Here is a 17,066-nt window from a genome sequence, read left to right as displayed (position 1 = left end):
CCTTCTCATTCCTGACGGCCCTTTCGGCTCTGGAGGATTTCATGCATATCGGTATCCTGTCGCGCAATTCCCGCCTCTACTCCACTCGCCGCCTGATCGAGGCAGCCGAAGCCCGCGGGCATACCGCACGCGTCGTGGACACGCTGCGCTGCTACATGAACATCGCCTCGCACCGCCCCTCCATCCATTACAAGGGTGCCGAGATCGAGCATTTCGACGCCGTGGTGCCACGCATCGGCGCCTCCGTCACCTTCTATGGCTGTGCGGTACTGCGCCAGTTCGAGATGATGGGTACCTACGTGGTCAACGACTCCGTGGCCATCGCGCGCTCGCGTGACAAGCTGCGCTCGCTGCAGCTGCTGTCGCGCAAGGGACTGGGCCTGCCGGTCACCGGCTTCGCGCATTCGCCGGATGACATCCCCGACCTGATCACCATGGTCAAGGGCGCGCCGCTGGTCATCAAGCTGCTGGAAGGCACCCAGGGCATCGGCGTGGTGCTCGCCGAGACCAACCAGGCCGCCGAGAGCGTGATCCAGGCCTTCATGGGCATGAAAGCCAACATCATGGTGCAGGAATACATCAAGGAAGCGCGTGGCGCCGACATCCGCTGCCTGGTGGTGGGAGACAAGGTGGTCGCCTCCATGAAGCGCCAGGCCGCCGATGGCGAGTTTCGCTCCAACCTGCACCGTGGCGGCACGGCCAGCGAGATTCGCATCACGCCGGAAGAGCGCTCCACCGCCATCCGCGCCGCCAAGGCCATGGGCCTGGCCGTCGCCGGTGTCGACCTGCTGCGCGCCAACCATGGCCCGGTGATCATGGAAGTGAACTCCTCACCGGGTCTGCAGGGCATTGAAACGGCAACCGGCAAGGACATCGCGGGGATGATCATCGACCACATCGCCAAGTCCGCCGCACCCGCCAGGAAGATCCCGCCCAAGCCCAAGGGGTGAGATGCCGCCGGCTTGCCAGAGCATTCTGGGAGACATGACGCTGATCACGGACAGCCGTGACACTGTCGGACGTCACGATAACGTCATCGAACTGTCGTAAAATGAGTGGATTGACGCTACGGGAAGAAATATCAGGACTTTCTGCACATCAGGGGTAGAAAAACACTGTTTTCACCCGCACAATCTCTCCTGACGGAGGAGGTGACCGCCCATGTTTCTCGACAATCGCCAGGTGGCGATGGATAGCGTCCAGGAAGCCCTGGCAGACAGTCTTGATTATTTCGAGGACAACGCCGAACGGCTGCGTCCCGGGCTGCTGAAGGCCTTTGAACCCTTCTATGCCCGGCGCGTGGAGCTCAAGCAGGCGCTGGAAGTCGAGACGCGCAAGCATCTGAGCCTGATGCCGCGAGACGCTGATGTCGAGCGTGATGACTACATGTGGCTGTGGAGTCGCCTGAAGAGCATCGTCAGCAATGACAATCAGGTTCTGATCAACGAACTGCTCGAACAGGAGCGCGTGCTGATGCAGGCCTGCTCGACGGCCTTCACGCATCCTCTCCCGGACAGCATGGAGAAGGTGCTGGAAGCGTGCTTCCACAACTGCCGCCAATTGATTCGCGAGCTCTATCGTCACCAGACCGGCATCGCGGCACGCCGCCGCGCAGGCTGACCTCGGGCCCGCTCAGCGGAAAAAGCCTCGAGCAGACACGAAAAGCCCCCGCTTCCTATCGGAAGACGGGGGCTTTTCGTGTTGGCCGCCCGATACGCTGAGCCGCTGTCGTCAACTGCCTGTCACGGCCGGTACGGCGGGCAATACCGGTGTCGGCAGTCGCTCCGCCGGCCCCAGGAAACGCGGCTTGCGGCCCCACAGGTAAAGATCCCCCACCGTGGCGGCACGCGCCAGCCATTCGCGCAGCATCAGCCGCAGCCCCGCAGGCCGACGCTCGGAAACCGCCGGACAGCCGACGGCATCCAACCCCAGCACGTCAGCGATGAACAGTGCCCGTGGCAGATGCCAGGGCTGCGTGACCAGCACCGCCTGATCGACACCGAAGACCTTGTGCGCACGCACCAGCGTATCGAAGGTCGAGAATCCGGCGTAATCCAGCGTCATGAACTGCTGTGGCACATTGCGATCACGCAAGTCACGCCACATGGTCATCGGCTCATTGTAATAACGCGTACGATTGTCCCCTGACAGCAGCAGGTTGCTCACTCGATGCAGCCGGTAGAGCTGGGCTGCGGTGTCGAGACGAGCCTGATAGTGCGGGTTGCGTCCTCCGCCTACCAGGCCATGGGAGGTCCCGAAGACGATTCCCACTTCACGGCTTTCGCAGGTCAGCGGGGAAGACGCGATGCGATCACGGGTCGACATCACGACCCACAGATTGAGCCCGACCACTATCATCAGGCTCACGACCAACAGGCCAATCATGGCCATCACGGCCCGCTTGATCACTCGTCGCATCTGCTCCCCGCACCCATCCTTGCCTGTCACTACCGAATATCGCCATTCACTGCATCATGCAAGCATGAGCGCCCAGCCTACCCAAGCCATGCACGCAGCACCAGCGAGATGACGCCTGCAGGCTCGAAGCCACGGGGTCAGGGCAGACGCCTGTCGGCTCACTCTTCCTGCGTCATGATCGCCTTGACGCTGACCGGCACCTGGGTCGCGATGTTGCCCAGTCCCGCCAGGTCACGCAGGGTACGGATGCCATCCACCAGCGAGAACTGGCTGGCATCGACCATCACCGGCGCGTCCGTCTGCACCAGCCAGCGCTCCCCCTGCAGACGTGTCACCTGCAAGCTCACCGGCAGGGTCTGGGTACTGTCATGCAGCGTCAGCTGCCCTTCCAGGCTGACATGCTGGGTATCGCCCGGCTCCATGACCTTGAGCGTCGGCATGTCCAGTGACGCGGTCAGCACGGCCAGGGGATAGTCACCGGCCTCAAAGAGTTTCTCGCTGACACGCTGATCACGGATCTCGATACCGGTATCGGCGGAGTCCAGGTCAATCTCGACCGACAACTGGCCCGCATCATTGACGCGAGCACGCCAGGAATCGAAGGCGTGCTGCTCGACGGTGCTGGCACCGTTCTTGCTCATCTTGGTGGACTGGAAATTCAGTTGTGAGGCATCGCTGTCCAGTGTCCATGACGCCTGTGCACTGACGGCAGTACTCATTATCAGGCTGGCGGTCAGGACACGTAAGGCTGTCGGGTAGCGCATTGGGATATTCCTTGCTGGCAGAGAATCACGATCTTCGACGCCACATGACGCAACGACGGCGCCATGGTGCAGTCCTTGGCACGGCTTGGAAAGCGATTGGCGCGAGAGGTTCCGTCAAGACGGCCGTGCCGCCCGTTGCGCGATTGCGCCCGAGCGACACGCAGCGTCAGAACATGCCAAGTTCCAGGCGCGCCTCTTCACTCATCATCTCCCGCGACCAGGGGGGCGAGAACACGATCTCGACGTGAACCTTGGAGACATCCTCCGCGCCCAGGATCTTGCGCTTGGCATCCTCGGCGATCACGTTGCCCATGCCGCAGCCCGGTGCCGTCAACGTCATCTTCAGATTGACCATCTTCTCGCCGCTGATCAGGGTGTCGATACGACAGCCATAGACCAGCCCGAGCTCGACGATGTCCACCGGGATCTCGGGGTCGAAACAGGTGCGCAGCTGCGCCCAGACGAAGGCCTCTATCTCGGCGTCGCTCTGCCCGGCCGGCAGATGCGGGCGCGGCACGGCGTCCAGTCCCAGTGCATCGAGGCTGAAGCTCTCGATCAGGTACATGCGGCCTTCGTACGCCACGCTGACGGTGCCGCCCTTGGCCTGCATGACTTCGACCACTGAGTCCTCATGCAGGGTCACCGACTTGCCGAAGGGTACCGAGATACCTTCCACGTCACGCTGCAACGGCATCTTCTGGCCCTTGCCGAGGCTGGCCAGCTGGTCTTCAGTGTGGCTCATGCCCTCTCCTTGCCGAACCGCATGACAGCCATGCGGATCAAGAATACTGTGGGTTCACTCAGGATGTGCGGGTCACAACATCCCCTGGCAAGCGCCGATAGCAATGAGGCCCGCCATGCGCGAGCCTCATTGATCAGCGCCCGTCAGGGCCACCGCAGGGGATGCTCAGCGCACCATGGTCAGCACGCGCTGCAGAGCCTCGACGAACAGGTCGATCTCCTCCGGCGTGTTGTAGGCCGCGAAGGAGGCGCGACAGGTGGCATCGACACCGAAACGTCGCAGCACCGGCTGAGCGCAGTGATGACCGGTCCGGATGGCGACCCCCAGCTGATCGATCAGCAGACCGATGTCCTGGGCGTGGGCACCGTCGACCACAAAGGAGATCGCGCCGGCCTTGTCGGGCGAGTTGCCGATGATGCGCAGCCCGTCCACTTCGCGCATGCGCTCGGTGGCATGGCGCATCAGCTGCTGCTCCCAGCGCGTGATCAGCGCCATGTGGGTGCAGTCCAGCCAGTCGATGGCCTTGCCCAGCCCGATGACCTCGGCGATGGGCGGCGTGCCAGCCTCGAACTTGTGCGGCAGATCTGCGAACAGGGTGCCGTTCTCGAACGAGACCGTGCGAATCATCTCGCCGCCGCCCTGCCACGGTGGCATGGCATCGAGCAGCGCTTCCTTGCCGTAGAGCACGCCGATGCCGGTCGGGCCATACATCTTGTGGCCCGAGAAGACATAGAAGTCGGCGTCGATCTCGCGTACATCGACCTGCTGATGCGGCACCGCCTGGGCGCCATCGACCAGAATCAGCGCGTCGTGAGCATGCGCCAGCCTGGCCATCTCGGCCACCGGGTTGATGCTGCCCAGGGCGTTGGAGACCTGATTGACGCAGACCAGGCGCGTCTTCTCGCCCAGCAGGTCACGGTAGGCCGCCATGTCGAGCACGCCATCGTCGTCGCACGGTATCACCTTGATGACGATATCCAGGCGTTCCGCCAGCATCTGCCAGGGCACGATGTTGGCGTGATGCTCCATTACCGAGATCAGCACTTCATCACCGGCATTCAGCCAGTTGGCACCCCAGCTGTTGGCGACCAGGTTGATCGCCTCGGTGGTGCCGCGCGTGAAGATGACTTCACGCGTCAGGCGCGCATTGATGAAGGCACGTACCTTCTCGCGCGTCCCTTCGTAAGCGGCCGTCGCCTCGTCCGCCAGGCTGTGCAGGCCACGGTGGATATTGGCATTGGTGTTGCGGTAATAATCGCTCATCGCGTCGATGACGGCAGTCGGCGTCTGGCTGGTGGCGGCGCTGTCGAGATAGATCAGCGGCACGTCACCATGCACGCGACGCTCGAGGATCGGGAAATCCTCGCGGACCCGCACGACATCGAGCATCAGATTGTCGAGTGCGCTCATGCGAAGTCCTCATCACGCGCCACCGCCACGGCCCCGCCGCCCAGCTCGACACTCAGATCCACCAGCTCATCGAGGTGGAAGCGTGACGGCAGGCGACCCGCGACGCTGCGCTCGATACGCTCGGCGATGGCGTCGATGCCCAGACCGGACATGACCTCATTGGCGAAGGCCAGGGTCAGCAGGCCGCGGGCCGTCTGCTCATCGATGCCACGCGCACGCAGTGCGAAGACAGCCGTCTCGTCGAGCTGGCCGGTCGTGGTGCCGTGGGAGCACTTGACGTCGTCGGCATAGATCTCGAGTTCCGGCTTGGTATTGATCTCGGCGCGGTCCGACAGCAGCAGGTTGGCGTTGTTCTGATGCGCCTCGATCTTCTGACTGTCACGCTTGACCAGTACGCGCCCATTGAAGACGCCACGTGCGCGGTCGGCCAGGATGCCCTTGTAGTTCTCATCCGAGAAGGTCAGAGCCTCGTTGTGATTGACCAGCGAGTGGGTATCCACGTGCTGACGATCACGACCGAAGAACAGGCCATCGAGGCGCGCATGGGCATTGCTGCCGTTGAGATCGCAGACGATGTCGTTGCGTACCAGACCACCACCGGTATTCAGGTTGATGGAGTGGTACTGGCTGTCACGCGGCTGCTCGACCTGCAGTGAGGCGATATGCGTCTCGCCGGTGGCGGCCTCACCCAGCTTGTAGTGATTGAGCACGGCGCCGCGCTCCAGCATCACTTCGCTGACCATGTTGGTGAAGTTGGTCGCGCCGGTCTCGCCGATGTGATGCTCGATCACGCTGGCTTCGGCACGGCTGCCCAGCTGCACCAGCAGGCGCGGATGGCTCATGGTCACGGGCTCGCCTTCGACGGCGGCGCGCGACAGGAACAGCGCATAGACCGGCTTGTCGAGCACCGTCCGCGGGCCAACCTGAATCACCGCACCCTCTTCGGTGAAGGCAGAGTTCAGCGCCACGAACGGCGTGAAGTCGATACCGGTCAGGCGATTCAGCGAGCCGCCGATCACTTCCGGCTGATCGATGATGGCCTGGGACAGCGGCACGACACGCACGGTGTCCGGCAGGCCCGCGACATCGGAGAGCTCGGCGTTGTAGAGACCATCGACGAACACCAGGCGGTAAGCATCGACGGCGAGCGCCAGCTCGTCCTTCACCGCCGCCGAGAGATGGGCATCGTCGGCGAGACGGTATTGCTGGCGACCCAGCGCCTGGGTGTCGGTGTACTTCCAGGCCTCGACCTTGCGAGTCGGCAGACCCAGCGCTTCAAAGCGAGCAATGCCGGCCTGACGGCGCGCCGCCATCCAGCTCGGGTCAGCCGCGAAGCGAGCCTTGCGCGCGGCGAATTCGCTGGCGAAGGCTTCGCTGCCGGGGACGGACGCGGTAGCAAGTGCTGTCATTACGCGGTTTCCTCCTGCAGCCAGTCATAGCCCTGGGCTTCGAGTTCGAGGGCCAGCGACTTGTCGCCGGACTTGACGATGCGGCCATCCATCAGCACGTGGATGTGGTCCGGCACGATGTGCTCTAGCAGACGCTGGTAGTGCGTGACCATCAGTACGGCGCGGTTCTCGTTGCGCAGGGAATTGACGCCCTTGGCGACGATCTTCAACGCATCGATGTCGAGACCGGAGTCGATCTCGTCGAGCATGGCGAGCTTCGGTTCCAGCACCAGCATCTGCAGGATCTCGTTGCGCTTCTTCTCGCCACCGGAGAAGCCCTCGTTCACCGCACGCTGCAGGAAGCTGGCATCCATCTGCATGAAGGCAAGCTTCTCGCGGATCAGCTTCATGAATTCCGGGGCCGGAATCTCGCCCAGGCCTTCGGCTTCACGCTTGGCGTTCAGCGCCGCCTTGAGCAGGTAGACATTCTTGACCCCCGGGATCTCCACCGGGTACTGGAAGCCCAGCAGCAGGCCGGCACGCGCGCGCTCCTCGACTTCCATCTCCAGCACGTCCTCGCCTTCATAGGTGATGGTGCCCGAGGTCACTTCATAACCGTCCTTGCCGGCGATCACGGAAGACAGCGTGGACTTGCCCGCACCGTTCGGCCCCATGATGGCGTGGACTTCACCCTTGTTGATGGTCAGGTCGAGCCCCTTGAGGATTTCCTTGCCTTCCACCGAGACGTGCAGATCTTTGACTACGAGCATGATGATACCTTTGGCTGACAGGCCGCCCGCAAGCGGCCCTCAAGAATGGGGATGAATGCGAAACAGGCTGTGGCGTTAGCCGACGGCGCCTTCGAGGGTGACGTTGAGCAGCGCCTCGGCCTCGACGGCGAACTCCATCGGCAGCTCCTGGAAGACGTCCTTGCAGAAACCGTTGACGATCATGTTGACCGCATCTTCCTCGCTGATGCCGCGCTGACGGCAGTAGAACAGCTGATCCTCGCCGATCTTGGACGTCGTCGCCTCGTGCTCGACGGTAGCGGTGGCGTTGCCGATCTCCTGATACGGGAAGGTGTGCGCACCACAGCGATCGCCGATCAACAGCGAGTCACACTGGGTGAAATTGCGCGCGCCCTTGGCCCGCGGACCGATCTTGACCAGGCCACGATAGGACTGCTCGGAGTTGCCCGCCGAGATGCCCTTGGAGACGATGGTGGACTTGGTGCCCTCACCGATGTGGATCATCTTGGTACCGGTGTCCGCCTGCTGGCGACCATTGGTGACGGCGACGGAGTAGAACTCCCCGACACTGTCCTTGCCACGCAGGATGCATGACGGGTACTTCCAGGTGATCGCGGAGCCGGTCTCGACCTGGGTCCAGGACACCTTGGAACGATCACCGCGGCAATCGGCGCGCTTGGTGACGAAGTTGTAGATGCCACCCTTGCCGTCTTCATCACCCGGATACCAGTTCTGGACGGTGGAGTACTTGATGTAGGCATCTTCCAGCGCGACAAGCTCGACCACGGCGGCGTGCAGCTGGTTCTCATCACGCTGCGGTGCGGTGCAGCCTTCCAGATACGAGACCTGAGCCTGCTTCTCGCAGATGATCAGGGTGCGCTCGAACTGGCCGGTGTTGGCGGCGTTGATGCGGAAGTAGGTGGAAAGCTCCATCGGGCAGGTCACGCCTTCCGGCACGAACACGAAGGAGCCATCGGTGAAGACGGCCGCGTTCAGCGCGGTGAAGTAGTTGTCTGCCTTGGGCACGACGGTCCCCAGATACTGCTTGATCAGCTCCGGGTAGTCCTGGATGGCTTCCGAGATGGAGCAGAAGATCACGCCCGCCTCGGACAGTTCCTTCTTGAAGGTGGTGGTCACCGATACGGAGTCGAATACCGCATCCACCGCCACGCCAGCCAGCGCGGCGCGCTCATGCAGCGGGATACCCAGCTTCTCGTAGGTCTCCAGCAGTTTGGGGTCCACCTCATCCAGACTCTGCGGACGATCTTCCGGCTTCTTCGGGGCGCTGAAATAGGAAATCGCCTGGTAGTCGATCTCGGGGTAATCCAGGTGTGCCCAGGACGGCGCCTTCATCTTCAGCCACTGATGATAGGCATCCAGACGCCACTCCAGCATCCACTCCGGCTCACCCTTCTTGGCCGAGATGAAGCGAATCACGCTCTCATCCAGTCCCGGCGGAATGGTGTCGCTCTCGATGTCGGTCACGAAGCCCTGCTTGTACTCTCGCTGTACAAGCTGCTCCATCTCCTGGCTCGCCATGCTGGTCTCCTCTCCCGGAGAAGCTCCGGGTCTGTTCAGATTCCTGATCACCCCGCCTCAACTGCGGCGAAGCTCGAATATTCGAATATTTCTGAAGCCTGGCCCGCAACCGTGGGGCTGAGCATTCAGCGCCCGGACATGCCGTTGACGACGCTTCCTGCACTGCTGTCCTTGTCAGGGGCTCCCCCGGCAGCCTCTTCATCGCTGTAGAGACTGACGGCCTGAATGGGCAACTGGATCGGCATCCGCAGCGGTGTGGTGGATGCCAGATGTGCCAGCGTCACGCTGCCCAGCAGTTCACCGATGGCGCGCGAGACTCTCTGCCAGTTGTCGGCCACGCCACAGGTGTTGACCAGCTCGCAATCGCCATCGGCGTGGCTGCATTCCGTGACGGCCACCGGACCTTCGATGGCGCTGATGATGTCACTGGCCGTGATGTCACTGGCGGGTCGCGCCAGACGGTAGCCCCCCTGCGCCCCACGACGTGACTCCAGCAATCCGGCGCGTACCAGCGCCTTCAAGGTCTTGCTGACGGTGGGATGCGGCAACTGAACGCTTTCCGCGAGATCGATCGCTGCATGGGCCGACTCCGGCTCGCGAGCGATGCGCGCCATCACCACGGCGGCATAATCGGTCATTCTGGAAAGCTTCAGCATCTTGCCTCCACTGCGGGGTTATCAATTGGGGACCATTTTAGTCCTGTATCAGAACGATGTGAAGCCAAGCACTCAGCGAAAACGCCAAATTGCGGCCTGGGCAACCAGTTTGCCGACAAGATAGCCGCCGATCACAACAAAAATAACAATCATTCCCATTTAAAATTCCTACTGACCACCCCACCCTGCCACTCTCAAGACTGTACAAGCCCTTCTGCTGCCAGCCTTGGAACGCAAGACACCCCGCAGGGAAATCCCGACGGGGTGTCTTGGTCTTGCATCATCTCGACATCACGCGCCGCTCAGGAGAGCGACGTGGTCATGATCAGTCGTGGAACGGATTGCGCAGCACGATGGTCTCGTTGCGATCCGGGCCGGTGGAGATGATGTCGATCGGCACGCCGACCTGCTCTTCCAGGAAGCTGATGTAGGCACGGGCATTGGCCGGCAGCTTCTCGACTTCACGCACGCCGATGGTGGAGTCGCTCCAGCCCGGCAGGTCCTGGTAGAGCGGCTCGATGGCTTCATAGCCTTCGGAATCCACCGGGTTGTCCAGCACGTCGCCATCCTTGCTGCGATAGCCGATGCAGACCCGGATGTTCTCGAGACCATCCAGCACGTCCAGCTTGGTCAGGCAGATGCCGCTGACCGAGTTGATCTGCACGGCGTGACGCAGGGCGACGGCATCGAACCAGCCACAACGACGCGCACGACCAGTGGTGGCACCGAATTCGTGGCCACGCTCGGCCAGGTGACGGCCGAACTCATCGAACAGCTCGGTCGGGAACGGGCCGGAACCGACACGGGTGGTGTAGGCCTTGGTGATGCCCAGCACGTAGTCGAGATACAGCGGGCCGACGCCGGAACCGGTGGCGGTGCCGCCGGCAGTGGTGTTGGAGCTGGTGACGTACGGGTAGGTACCGTGGTCGATGTCGAGCAGTGAGCCCTGAGCACCCTCGAAGAGGATGTTCTCGTTGGCCTTGCGCACGGAGTGGACCAGATCCACGGTGTCGCAGACCATCGGGCGCAGCTCTTCGGCCATTTCCATGGCTTCGTCCAGCACCTGCTGGAAGTCGACCGGCGCTTCGCCGTGATAGTGCTGCAGCACGAAGTTGTGGTAGTCCAGCACTTCGCCCAGCTTGGAGGCGAAACGCTCACGGTGGAGCATGTCACCCAGACGCAGGCCACGACGCGCAACCTTGTCTTCGTAGGCCGGCCCGATACCACGACCCGTGGTGCCGATCTTGGCGACACCACGCGCCTTCTCGCGCGCCTGATCCAGGCGCACGTGATAGGACAGGATCAGCGGGCAAGCCGGCGACAGACGCAGACGGTCACGTACCGGCACGTCGTTGGCTTCCAGCTCACGGATCTCCTTGATCAGCGCTTCCGGAGACAGCACGACGCCGTTGCCGATGACGCAGGTCTTGCCCGGGTGCAGGATACCGGACGGGATCAGGTGAAGAACGGTCTTCTTGCCATCCAGCACCAGTGTATGGCCGGCGTTGTGGCCACCCTGGAAGCGCACGACGGCGCTGGCGGATTCGGTCAGCAGGTCAACGACCTTGCCCTTGCCTTCATCACCCCATTGGGTGCCGAGCACGACTACATTCTTGCCCATGATTCCTAGTCTCTTTCGGTGAATAACCGTCGGTGAAAACCCACTCACAAGTGCAGCCACCTCAAGGGCAGCTGCACCTCGGGACCTGGTGGCCCCTGCTGTTCTGCTGGCTGGCACGCATGGCCGTCAGCGGATCACGACTGCAGCGTCACGACCTGCCAGGTGCCATCGACCTGGACAAGCTCGCGGTTGCAACGGTGCGCATCGGCTCCGGTGGTCTGGCCCGGTAGCGCGGCGATGACACGCTCGCCGTCGGCGCGCAGCTGGTCGACACACTCGCGCAGCGCGCTGTCATTGAGCGCCGGTGCCCAGATGCCATCGCAGGCCGGAGGCTGCACGGCGAGCGACGCCAGCTGCTTCAGGTCCATCGAGAAGCCGGTGGCCGGACGCGCACGTCCGAAGGCACGCCCAGTATCGTCGTAGCGCCCGCCCTTGGCCAGCGCCTGACCGTAGCCCGGCACATAGGCCGCGAACACCATGCCGGTGTGATATTCATAGCCGCGCAGTTCGGCGAGATCGAAGTACAACGTGACCTGCGGGTGACGCTCACGCACGACCTGACTGAGGGCGGCAAGCTGATCCAGTGCGCCGGCGACGGCAGCGGGCGCGCCGGCAAAGGCGGTCCGGGCCTGGGCAAGAATCTCTTCATCCCCGTGCAGGTGCGGCAGGGTCTTGAGCATGCCCGCCACCACCTTGTCACCCACCACGCGATCGATCAATGCATCGAGAGCGGAATACTGCTTGCGTTCGATGGCGGCGAACAGCTCGCGCTCGTGCTCGTCGCTCATGCCGGCTTCGGCGATCAAGGCACGATAGATGCCGATGTGCCCCAGCGCCAGGTGCAGCTCGCCAGCACCGGCCTGCTCGAGGCTGGTAAGTGCCAGGTGCAGGATCTCGTGGTCGGCCTCAAGGCCAGCATGACCGAACAGCTCGGCACCGACCTGCACCGGGCTGCGTCCGCCCTGATGCTTGTCCGCCTTGGTACGCAGCACGTTGGCGCAGTAGCACAGACGCACCGGCCCTTCACGATGCAGGGAGTGGGCATCCATGCGTGCCACCTGCGGGGTGACATCGGCACTGGCTCCCATCATGCGCCCGGTCATCTGATCTGTCAGCTTGAAGGTCTGAAGGTCAAGCTCGGTACCGGTACCGGTCAGCAGGGAATCAAGAAATTCGACGGGAGGCGGCAGCACCAGGTCATAGCCGAAGCGATGATAGAGGTCGAGCAGCGCGCGGCGCAGCGCCTCCATACGGGTTGCCTGAGGCGGCAGTACCTCATCCATGCCATCCGGGAGGAGCCAGCGATCTGCGATGGTCATTGCGCTATCCTGCGAGAAATTTTTGACAAGGAGTGGCGCGTATCGCGCGTGCCGTCAGTGCAGGGACATGCCGCTGCAACTCAGTGACGAAACACCCGCGCAACACGCTGGACACTCGACGGCAACGCCCTTGAAACACGGCGTGAGACAGGCTCGAACCGCGCCTTGAGGCGGCTTCGCGAGCAAGGACTGCCACGCTGACAGCGCCTGTCCGGGGCCCATCGGGACTTCGTGGGAACGTCGTCGATAGAGGAAAAACGGCCACAAAAAAACCGGGCGGTGCCCGGTTGCAGGAGTCTAGCATGAATCCTTTCGGGATGAACCCCACACGAGACTTCGTGCGGGGTTCATCCGCGGCATCGTCATCTGTTCGCCTGATGACGGTGCGGACGGTCAGCCGTTACTGAGAGCCGCCCTGCGAATCCTTGAAGAAGCGGAAGAATTCGCTATCCGGCTGGATGACCATCATGTTGCCATCACCCTTGAAGCTGTCGCGATAGGCCTGCAGCGAGCGATAGAAGCGGAAGAACTCCAGATCCGCCCCGTAGGCCGCAGCGTAGATGGCGGCCGCTGATGCGTCCCCCTCACCACGCAGGGTCTGCGCCTGCTCTTCAGCCTGTGCAAGCAGTACCGAACGACGGCGGTCCGCATTGGCCTGGATCTTCTCGGCCTGCTCCTGACCCTGGGCACGATATTCACGTGCCTCACGCTGACGCTCGGTCTTCATGCGCTCATAGACCGCCTGAGAGACTTCGTCCGGCAGGTCGATGCGCTTGACGCGGATATCGAGAATCGACACCCCCAGCTCCTTGCGCATCACCGCGTCGAGCTCTTCGGTGGGCTTCTTCATCAGCGCATCACGCTGTTCGGAGATGATCTGCACCAGCTCGAGCTTGCCGAACTCGTTACGCAGACTCTCGTCGACACGCGGCGCGATCAGACGCTCTGCCATCTGCTCATCACCGGACGTCGCCTCGTAGTAGCGCTTCGGGTCGATGATCTTCCACTTGACGAAGGAGTCGACGATGACCGCCTTCTTCTCGCGGGTCAGATAACGGCTCGCCTGGGCATCCAGTGTCAACACGCGCGTATCGAAGGTACGAATCGTGTTGTAGACCGGCAACTTGAAATGCAGGCCCGGCTGGATGTTGTCTTCCACCACCTCACCAAACTTGAGCTTGATGGCGCGCTGGGTCTCATCGATCGTGTAGAGGCTGTTGCTGGCGAACCAGGCAACGACGGCCAGACCCGCCACGGCCATCAGTGAGCGATTGTTGATCATTGACGACCCTCCCGACGAATGCTGTTGCTGCTGTCATTGCTGCTCTGGCTGCTGCGGCCGAGAGCGTCGCTCGCCTGTCGGGACACGCGATCCAACTCACTGCGACTCATGCCACTGGCATCCTCGGACGTGGCATTGGACTTGCCAGCCAGCTTGTCCAACGGCAGGTACATGAGGGAGTTGCCGTTCTCGACATCCACCAGCACCTTGTTGGTCTTGCCGAGCACTTCCCCCATGGTCTCGAGGTACATGCGCTCGCGGATGATCTCCGGTGCCTTCTGGTACTCGGTCAGCAGGGAAGTGAAGCGATTGGCCTCACCCTGGGACTTGGCCACCACCGACTCCTTGTACCCTTCGGCTTCCTCGATGATGCGCTGCGCCTGACCTTGAGCCGCCGGGAGAATCGAGTTCTCGTAGGCCAATGCCTGGTTGATCGTGCGCTGACGATCCTCACGAGCCTTGATGACGTCATCGAAGGAATCCTGGACCGCTGCCGGCGCCGACGTGGACTCGACGTTGATGGTCTGCAATGTCAGACCCACGCCATAGTTGTCCAGGTAGGACTGCAGACGCGACTTGACGTTGCTGGCCAGCAGCTCACGCCCGGAGGTCAGGATGTCGTTCATGTCGGCGCTGCCGACTTCATGACGCAATGCAGAGTCCATGGCGTTCTCGAGGCTGACCTCGGGAGCACGCACATTGAGCAGGAAGTCACGCGGGTTGGATACCTGATACTGGACGGACATCTGCACTTCGACGATGTTCTCGTCCTGCGTCAGCATCGACTTGGTCTGGGAGAGCGAGCGCACCTTGGTGACGTTGATCTCGCGAACGTCATCGATGATCGGCGGATTCCAGTGCAGACCCGGGCCGACGATGTCGTTGTACTTGCCGAAGCGAAGCACCACGCCACGTTCGGACTGATCGACCAGATAGAAACCGGAAGCCGCCCAGATGGCGACCAGCACCACCCCGATGATGCCCGGCAGGGCAAAGGCATTGGTGCTGCCACCACTGCCGCCGTTGCCGCCCCCGCTGCCGCCACGACGCTTGCGGCCGTTGCCCAGCATGCCGTTGAGCTTGTCCTGGAACTTCTTCAGCGCTTCGTCGAGGTCGGGCGGTCCACCGTTGCCACCGCCGTTGCCTCCACCCCCTTTCTTGTCCCCGTTGCGGCCACCGCCACTCCAGGGGTCATGCTGGTTGCCGCCACCCGGCTCATTCCAAGCCATACGTCGTCTCCACTCAGTCGATGTTCCGCTCGTCATTATGATGACGCCGCCCATGCCGGCTTTCGTTGCCGGGAATCGTCCCCGGCAATTGATGACCGGTTCTTTGCTATGACACGGCGGCGCGCCCCTTGCGGGAGAAGGCCATGGCCCTGCCTGACAACCATCCTCTGCCAGGCGGCATCCGACAATCCCTTCACGTCGAATGCCTGTTGCTCGCTGCACGTCACTATCCGTGCAAGGGCATCTGCATCAGGTACCTGCAGATGCCAGATGACGCAATCACTGCGTCAGGACTTGTGCGTCACCGAGAGGCGATGCTTCTCGGCGCGCTCGGCAGACAGCTCACGCTGCCAGGCCTCACGATCGTCATGCTCGCCCCCGAGGTAGGCCTCGGGAGATTCCCCAAGATGCGACAACAGCTGGAGAAAGTCGCGCTTCTCGAGACGAATGTCCATCAACGCATTGCCCTGCTCGTCATACGCTTCACTCTTGACGGCATCCAGCTCATGCAGACCGGCACGCAGGCGTGACTTCTCCGGCCCCAGCGTCAGACGGGTCGAGATGACATTGTCTGACAGCAGCTCGGAGAAGGCCTGCATCAGCAGATCCAGCCCCTTGCCGTCACGCGCCGACAACCATACGACCAGCGGACGCCCGAAGCCGTCGCGCTCGATGCGCGGCGCCATGTCGAGGCGATCGACCTTGTTCATGACCAGCAGGCGTGGCACGTCACCGGCCTCAATCTCGTTGAGCACCTCGTTGACCTGCTCGGTATTGCGATCATTTTCCGGGTCAGCCGCATCGATGACGTGCACCAGCAGGTCCGCCTCGGCGGCTTCCTGCAGGGTGGCCTGGAACGCTTCCACCAGCTTGTGCGGCAGGTGCCGAATGAAGCCGACGGTATCCGCAAGCACCGCAGGGCCCACGTCTTCCAGCTCCAGACGGCGCAGCGTCGGGTCGAGCGTGGCGAACAGCTGATCCGCCGCATAGACCTCAGAGGTGGTCAGCGCATTGAACAGCGTCGACTTGCCGGCGTTGGTATAGCCGACCAGTGACAGGCTGGGGATCTCGGCACGTGCCCGAGCACGGCGGTTCTGATCGCGCTGCTTGTGCACCTTCTCGAGCCGCTTGTGAATCGACTTGATCCGGGCACGCAGCAGACGACGGTCGGTCTCGAGCTGGGTTTCCCCCGGGCCACGCAGACCGATGCCGCCCTTCTGACGCTCAAGGTGGGTCCAGCCACGCACCAGGCGGGTGGACATGTACTCGAGCTGAGCGAGCTCCACCTGCAGCTTGCCCTCGTGGGTACGCGCGCGCTGGGCAAAGATGTCGAGGATCAGACCGGTGCGGTCGATCACGCGACACTGGAGCGAACCTTCAAGGTTACGCTGCTGGGAAGGGCTCAATGAATGGTTGAAGATCACAAGCTCGGCTTGGTGCTCGGCCAGGGCCTCACGCACTTCCTCAAGCTTGCCTTCTCCGATGAACGTACGGGAGTCAGGGCGGGGCCGGCTACCCTCGATGAGGGTGGCCGGCACGGCGCCTGCCGAACGTACGAGTTCGAGGAGCTCACCGGCATCCTCGCGTTCTTTTTCGTCCCGGAAATTGACATGGACCAGGACGGCCGTTTCACCGGCTTCGGGTCGTTCGAAGAACAATCAGCGCCTCGGATTTCAGCTTTCTGTGGAGGGCACGGTCGCATCCTGGGCCGGCAGGCGCACATTGCGCGAGGGCACCACGGTTGAGATAGCGTGCTTGTAAACCATCTGGGAGACGGTATTGCGCAGCAGGATGACGAATTGATCGAAGGATTCGATCTGGCCCTGCAGCTTGATGCCGTTGACCAGGAAGATCGAGACCGGAATACGTTCCTTGCGCAGGATGTTCAGGTACGGGTCCTGGAGTGATTGACCTTTGGACATGTGACTCTCCGTAAAAAATGTCTCGTT

At 62.4% G+C, this 17,066-nt stretch carries 16 protein-coding genes; 2 read left to right on the top strand and 14 right to left on the bottom strand.

Going from position 1 to position 17,066, the window contains the following annotated elements:
* The first annotated feature begins 41 nt into the window (after positions 1–41).
* Together rimK and OW493_RS02135 are read left to right on the top strand one after the other, a co-directional pair.
* A complete protein-coding gene (rimK, locus tag OW493_RS02140) occupies positions 42–950 on the top strand; it encodes a 30S ribosomal protein S6--L-glutamate ligase (RefSeq protein ID WP_077372532.1) in 909 nt (302 codons plus the stop codon).
* A gap of 211 nt (positions 951–1,161) precedes the next feature.
* Positions 1,162–1,620: a hypothetical protein gene (locus OW493_RS02135; protein WP_077372529.1), complete on the top strand. Its 459-nt coding sequence runs from the start codon at positions 1,162–1,164 to the stop codon at positions 1,618–1,620.
* A 111-nt stretch (positions 1,621–1,731) separates the two neighbouring features.
* Here the strand turns inward: OW493_RS02135 and OW493_RS02130 are convergent, their stop codons facing one another.
* From OW493_RS02130 to hfq, 14 genes are all read right to left on the bottom strand, one after another.
* Positions 1,732–2,358 carry an ElyC/SanA/YdcF family protein gene (locus OW493_RS02130; RefSeq protein ID WP_240704208.1) on the bottom strand — a complete coding sequence of 209 codons (627 nt, stop codon included), beginning with the start codon at positions 2,356–2,358 and terminating at the stop codon, positions 1,732–1,734.
* Between the two features lie 218 nt (positions 2,359–2,576).
* Entirely contained in the window at positions 2,577–3,182 is a 606-nt protein-coding gene (locus OW493_RS02125; RefSeq protein WP_084209049.1) for a YceI family protein, read from the bottom strand.
* 166 nt (positions 3,183–3,348) lie between these two features.
* Positions 3,349–3,924 (bottom strand): putative Fe-S cluster assembly protein SufT, encoded by a 576-nt coding sequence (gene sufT / locus OW493_RS02120; protein WP_077372522.1) that lies wholly within the window; start codon positions 3,922–3,924, stop codon positions 3,349–3,351.
* A gap of 165 nt (positions 3,925–4,089) precedes the next feature.
* Complete coding sequence (locus OW493_RS02115) at positions 4,090–5,334, bottom strand: cysteine desulfurase (RefSeq protein ID WP_077372519.1); 1,245 nt, start codon at positions 5,332–5,334, stop codon at positions 4,090–4,092.
* The gene (sufD, locus tag OW493_RS02110) at positions 5,331–6,743 is read right to left on the bottom strand and encodes a Fe-S cluster assembly protein SufD (protein ID WP_289863086.1); all 1,413 of its coding nucleotides are present in this window, start codon (positions 6,741–6,743) and stop codon (positions 5,331–5,333) included. Before sufD ends, OW493_RS02115 begins: the two co-directional genes overlap by 4 nt.
* Positions 6,743–7,492 (bottom strand): Fe-S cluster assembly ATPase SufC, encoded by a 750-nt coding sequence (gene sufC / locus OW493_RS02105; RefSeq protein WP_077372513.1) that lies wholly within the window; start codon positions 7,490–7,492, stop codon positions 6,743–6,745. Before sufC ends, sufD begins: the two co-directional genes overlap by 1 nt.
* Before the next feature lie 75 nt (positions 7,493–7,567).
* Complete coding sequence (gene sufB / locus OW493_RS02100) at positions 7,568–9,010, bottom strand: Fe-S cluster assembly protein SufB (RefSeq protein ID WP_077372510.1); 1,443 nt, start codon at positions 9,008–9,010, stop codon at positions 7,568–7,570.
* Between the two features lie 125 nt (positions 9,011–9,135).
* A complete protein-coding gene (locus OW493_RS02095) occupies positions 9,136–9,666 on the bottom strand; it encodes an SUF system Fe-S cluster assembly regulator (protein ID WP_289863084.1) in 531 nt (176 codons plus the stop codon).
* Positions 9,667–9,991: 325 nt separating this feature from the next.
* Positions 9,992–11,287, bottom strand: coding sequence for an adenylosuccinate synthase (locus OW493_RS02090; protein WP_077372504.1), 1,296 nt, complete (start codon positions 11,285–11,287; stop codon positions 9,992–9,994).
* A 134-nt stretch (positions 11,288–11,421) separates the two neighbouring features.
* Positions 11,422–12,606, bottom strand: coding sequence for an ATP phosphoribosyltransferase regulatory subunit (locus OW493_RS02085; RefSeq protein WP_284728087.1), 1,185 nt, complete (start codon positions 12,604–12,606; stop codon positions 11,422–11,424).
* Positions 12,607–13,006: 400 nt separating this feature from the next.
* Positions 13,007–13,888 carry a protease modulator HflC gene (gene hflC / locus OW493_RS02080; protein WP_077372498.1) on the bottom strand — a complete coding sequence of 294 codons (882 nt, stop codon included), beginning with the start codon at positions 13,886–13,888 and terminating at the stop codon, positions 13,007–13,009.
* Positions 13,885–15,117 (bottom strand): FtsH protease activity modulator HflK, encoded by a 1,233-nt coding sequence (hflK, locus tag OW493_RS02075; protein ID WP_077372495.1) that lies wholly within the window; start codon positions 15,115–15,117, stop codon positions 13,885–13,887. The genes hflC and hflK overlap by 4 nt, the downstream gene beginning before the upstream one ends.
* A 287-nt stretch (positions 15,118–15,404) precedes the next feature.
* A complete protein-coding gene (gene hflX, locus OW493_RS02070) occupies positions 15,405–16,775 on the bottom strand; it encodes a ribosome rescue GTPase HflX (RefSeq protein WP_065392482.1) in 1,371 nt (456 codons plus the stop codon).
* Between the two features lie 15 nt (positions 16,776–16,790).
* On the bottom strand, positions 16,791–17,039 hold the full coding sequence (gene hfq, locus OW493_RS02065) for an RNA chaperone Hfq (protein WP_065392483.1): 249 nt from the start codon (positions 17,037–17,039) through the stop codon (positions 16,791–16,793).
* Positions 17,040–17,066: the final 27 nt, after the last annotated feature.

It is taken from the genome of Cobetia sp. 14N.309.X.WAT.E.A4, assembly GCF_030397495.1.
Lineage (GTDB): Bacteria > Pseudomonadota > Gammaproteobacteria > Pseudomonadales > Halomonadaceae > Cobetia > Cobetia marina.
This window is presented reverse-complemented; position numbering and strand designations above follow the sequence as displayed.